Annotated in this window: 6 protein-coding genes; 4 read left to right on the top strand and 2 right to left on the bottom strand. The window is 71.5% G+C overall.

Annotated features, from left to right (window positions below):
* On the top strand, positions 1 to 630 hold a 630-nt coding region (locus tag B8460_RS12590), incomplete at its 5' end, for an amidase family protein (RefSeq protein ID WP_048861951.1).
* On the opposite strand, the gene B8460_RS12595 is transcribed toward B8460_RS12590, so the two are convergent.
* Together B8460_RS12595 and B8460_RS12600 are read right to left on the bottom strand one after the other, a co-directional pair.
* Positions 627 to 1,412, bottom strand: coding sequence for an EAL domain-containing protein (locus B8460_RS12595; RefSeq protein ID WP_307188638.1), 786 nt, complete (start codon positions 1,410 to 1,412; stop codon positions 627 to 629). The two genes, B8460_RS12590 and B8460_RS12595, sit on opposite strands and share 4 nt — an antisense overlap.
* Before the next feature lie 87 nt (positions 1,413 to 1,499).
* The gene (locus B8460_RS12600) at positions 1,500 to 1,802 is read right to left on the bottom strand and encodes a YciI family protein (protein ID WP_048861953.1); all 303 of its coding nucleotides are present in this window, start codon (positions 1,800 to 1,802) and stop codon (positions 1,500 to 1,502) included.
* Positions 1,803 to 1,906: 104 nt separating this feature from the next.
* Between B8460_RS12600 and paaA the strand changes: the two genes are divergently transcribed.
* The 3 genes from paaA to paaC all read left to right on the top strand — a co-directional run.
* Positions 1,907 to 2,899 (top strand): 1,2-phenylacetyl-CoA epoxidase subunit PaaA, encoded by a 993-nt coding sequence (gene paaA, locus B8460_RS12605; protein WP_048861954.1) that lies wholly within the window; start codon positions 1,907 to 1,909, stop codon positions 2,897 to 2,899.
* Between the two features lie 4 nt (positions 2,900 to 2,903).
* On the top strand, positions 2,904 to 3,191 hold the full coding sequence (gene paaB / locus B8460_RS12610) for a 1,2-phenylacetyl-CoA epoxidase subunit PaaB (RefSeq protein ID WP_048861956.1): 288 nt from the start codon (positions 2,904 to 2,906) through the stop codon (positions 3,189 to 3,191).
* 6 nt (positions 3,192 to 3,197) lie between these two features.
* The coding region (gene paaC, locus B8460_RS12615) for a 1,2-phenylacetyl-CoA epoxidase subunit PaaC (RefSeq protein ID WP_048861955.1) at positions 3,198 to 3,907 on the top strand (710 nt) is incomplete at its 3' end.

Below are 3,907 nucleotides of genomic sequence, written 5' to 3' on the forward strand. Positions count from 1 at the left end.
CGCGGCGTGCGCGGGCTGCGTCTCGCCGTGATGCCGGCGGCCGAGCGCGCGGGCTGCGATGCCGCCGTGCTCGACGCCTATGACGCATCGCTCGCGGTGTTCGCCCGCCTCGGCGCCGACCTGGCACCCTTCACCCCGCCGCGGCCGATGATCGGCTACGCGACGGATGTGCGGATCATGGCGGGCGAGGCCTATGCGCTCTACGCCGATCTGGTGGACGACCCGGCGACGCCGCTCGACCCGGCGGTGCGCGCACGCATCCTCGCCGGGCGCATTGCCGCCCGCGACTACCTCGCCGCCCGCGCGGAGCTGGAGACGGCGCGGGCCGAATGGGGCCGCGCCTTCGCCGGCTACGACGCCTTCCTGCTGCCGACCACGCCGATGGCGGCGGTGCCGGTCGCCGAGGTGGATCAGTCCGTGCTGCCCTCGCGTTTCACGCGGCTGGCGAACCAGATGGGCCTGTGCGCGCTGTCGCTGCCGAACGGGATCACGCCGGACGGGCTGCCGACCTCGCTGCAGATCGTCTGCCCCGCCTTCGCGGAGGCCGACGCGCTGCGTATCGGCGCGGCGTTCGAGGCGGCGACCGACTGGCACACGCGCCGCCCGCCGCTCGACCGGGCGCCGGACTAGGCGACGCGCCGCCGCGCGTCGGCGATCTCGGACTGAAAAACCGGCGTCGGCAGCGAACGGAACGCCGGTTTCGCGAGCAGGTAGCCCTGCTGCAACCGCACGCCGAGAGACAAGAGCGACGCATATTCCGCGCCCGTCTCCACCCCCTCGGCCACGAGCGTGATATCCAGCTCGGCGCAAAGCCCGACACAGGCCCGCACCAGCGCCTGCCGCCGCATGTCCTGATCGATGCCGCGTATCAGCATCATGTCGAGCTTCACGATGTCCGGCCGGAACTGCGCGAGCAGCCCGAGATTGGAATGGCCCGCGCCGAAATCGTCGAGGGCGGTGCGAAACCCCATCGCCTGGTAGGCTTCCACGATGCGCGTCAGATGCCGCGGATCGCGCACCGCCTCGGCCTCGGTGATCTCGAAGATCAGGCGCTCCGGCGGGAAGGCCACGCGATCCGCCGTCTCCAGCGTCGCCCGGATACAGGCCCGCGGCTCATAAACCGCGTTCGGCATGAAATTGATCGACAGGGCGGGGACATGCTCGACGCCGAGGGCGGCCGCCTGCTCGATCGCCGCGATCCGGCAGGCCTGATCGAAGGCATAGAGCTGCTCCGGGATCACCGATGCGATCACGCTGCCCGCGGATTCGCCTTCCGGCCCGCGCACCAGCGCCTCGAACGCGAAAACCTGCCGCGTATGGACGTCGACGATCGGCTGAAACGCCATGCCCAGGGGCCGCCCGTATTCGCCCTCGCGGCATGCCCCGCACCCGCGCCGCCCCGTCTCGTCCATCGCCTCATCCCTCTGCCCGCGCAGACGGTATGCCGTGCACAGGTTGCGGGATTATGAAGGCAGCCGCGGCGCGCCGGCGGCGCGGCCTCAGCGGCTGATATATGAGCGCCCGTCCAGATAGGCGCGGCGCCAGCGGGTGATCTGCACCCGCTCGAACAGCCCGGCCGTGCTGAACGGGTCGGCGGCGATGAACGCCTCGGCCTCCGCCCGCGTCTCCACGTCCAGCACATACAGCCCGCCGCCGAGGTCGCTGCCGTCATCGGCCAGCTTCGCCCTGCAGGCGAGCAGCCTGGCCATGTGCGCGTCGAGATAGTCGAGATGCGCCTCCCGCGTCGCGCGGCGCAGCGCGAGGCTGCCGGGCTTGTCCCAGGTCTCTATGATGTAGGGCATGGCGCTTCCTCCGCTTCGGACATAACACCATATCCGCCGGGAACGCTTGTCAGGACCGGGCGGTAGCGCGCATCAGGAAGTCCTGAAGCGACGAGGAGGGCGGCATGTACACCCAGGCCTTGAACACCGCCGAGACGACCCGCGGCACGCCCGAGGACGCCGAGCGCCTCGCCCGCTTCCAGGCCCGCGTCGATGCCGAGGAACGGATCGAGCCGAACGACTGGATGCCGGAGGCCTATCGCCGCACCCTGGTCCGCCAGATCAGCCAGCACGCCCATAGCGAGATCGTCGGCATGCTGCCGGAGGGCAACTGGATCACCCGCGCCCCCAGCCTGCGCCGCAAGGCGGCGCTGCTGGCCAAGGTGCAGGACGAGGGCGGCCACGGCCTGTATCTCTACGCCGCCGCCGAGACGCTGGGCACGTCGCGCGAGGAGCTGGTCGACCAGCTTCTGTCCGGCCGCGCCAAGTACAGCTCGATCTTCAACTACCCGACGCTGACCTGGGCCGATATCGGCGCCATCGGCTGGCTTGTGGACGGGGCGGCGATCATGAACCAGATCCCGCTCTGCCGCTGCTCCTATGGCCCCTATGCCCGCGCGATGATCCGCGTGTGCAAGGAGGAGAGCTTCCACCAGCGGCAGGGCTACGAGATCATGCTCACCCTCTGCCGTGGCACGCCCGAGCAGAAAGCGATGGCGCAGGACGCGCTCAATCGCTGGTGGTGGCCGTGCCTGATGATGTTCGGCCCGCCGGACACCGAATCACAGCACTCCGACCAGTCCACCCGCTGGAAGATCAAGCGCTTCAGCAACGACGAGCTGCGCCAGCGCTTCATCGACGCGACGGTGCCGCAGGCCCACTATCTCGGCCTCACGCCGCCCGATCCGGCGCTGCATCAGGACGCGGCGACGGGGCACTGGCGCCACGGCCCGATCGACTGGCAGGAGTTCCGCGACGTGCTCGCCGGCCATGGCCCGTGCAACCGCGAGCGGCTGGAGGCGCGCCGCGCCGCCCATGCCGACGGCGCCTGGGTGCGCGCGGCGGCGGCGGCGCATGCCGAAAAGCGCCGCGCCCGCGACGCCGCCCTGGCGGCCTGAGGCCATGGCGACTCCCGCGACCCCGCTCTGGGAGGTGTTCATCCGCAGCCGCAACGGGCTGGCGCACCGCCATGTCGGCTCGCTGCACGCCGTCGATGCAACGCAGGCGCTGCAATCGGCGCGCGACGTCTATACGCGGCGCGGCGAGGGGCTGTCGGTCTGGGTGGTGCCGTCCGCCGCCATCACCGCCTCCGACCCGGCGGAACGCGACATGCTGTTCGAGCCGACGGGCAGCAAGATCTACCGCCACCCGACCTTCTACGACGTCCCCGACGACGTCGGGCACATGTAGGCCGCCATGGCCGCCACCACCTCGATTTCCGTGCGCGAGACGCCGCTGCTGCGCGCGCTGCTCGCCCGCGCCGACGACGCGCTGATCCTCGGCCACCGCCTGTCCGAATGGACCGGCCGCGCGCCGACCCTGGAGGAGGAGCTGGCGCTCGCCAATGTCGGCCTCGACCTGATCGGCCAGGCCCGCGCGCTGTATGGCTACGCGGCGGAGATCGAGGGCGACGGCCGGACCGAGGACGACTACGCCTATTTCCGCGAGGCGCCGGCCTTCCGCAACCTGCTTCTGGTCGAGCTGCCGAACGGCGACTTCGCCCGCACCATCGCCCGCCTCGCGCTGTACGCCGCGTGGATGACGCCGGCGTGGGAGACGGCCGCCGCCTCGTCGGACGCGACGCTGGCCGCCATCGCCGCGCGCAGCGTCAAGGAAAGCGCCTACCACCTCCGCTACGCCGGCGACTGGCTCGCCCGCCTCGGTGACGGCACGGAGGAGAGCCATGCGCGCGCGCAGGCGGCGCTCGATTGGCTCTGGCCCTATACCGGCGAAGTGTCGCTGGACGTCGCGGCGGAGGCGCCGCTGATCGAAGCGGGCGTGCTGCCCGATCCCGTGCCGCTGCGTCCGCGCTGGCACGCGACCGTCGCGCGCCTCGTCGCGGAGGCGACCCTCGCGCTGCCCGCCGATGGCTGGATGCAGACCGGCGGGCGCGACGGCCGCCACAC

This window comes from Acidisphaera rubrifaciens HS-AP3, assembly GCF_000964365.1.
Classification (GTDB): domain Bacteria; phylum Pseudomonadota; class Alphaproteobacteria; order Acetobacterales; family Acetobacteraceae; genus Acidisphaera; species Acidisphaera rubrifaciens.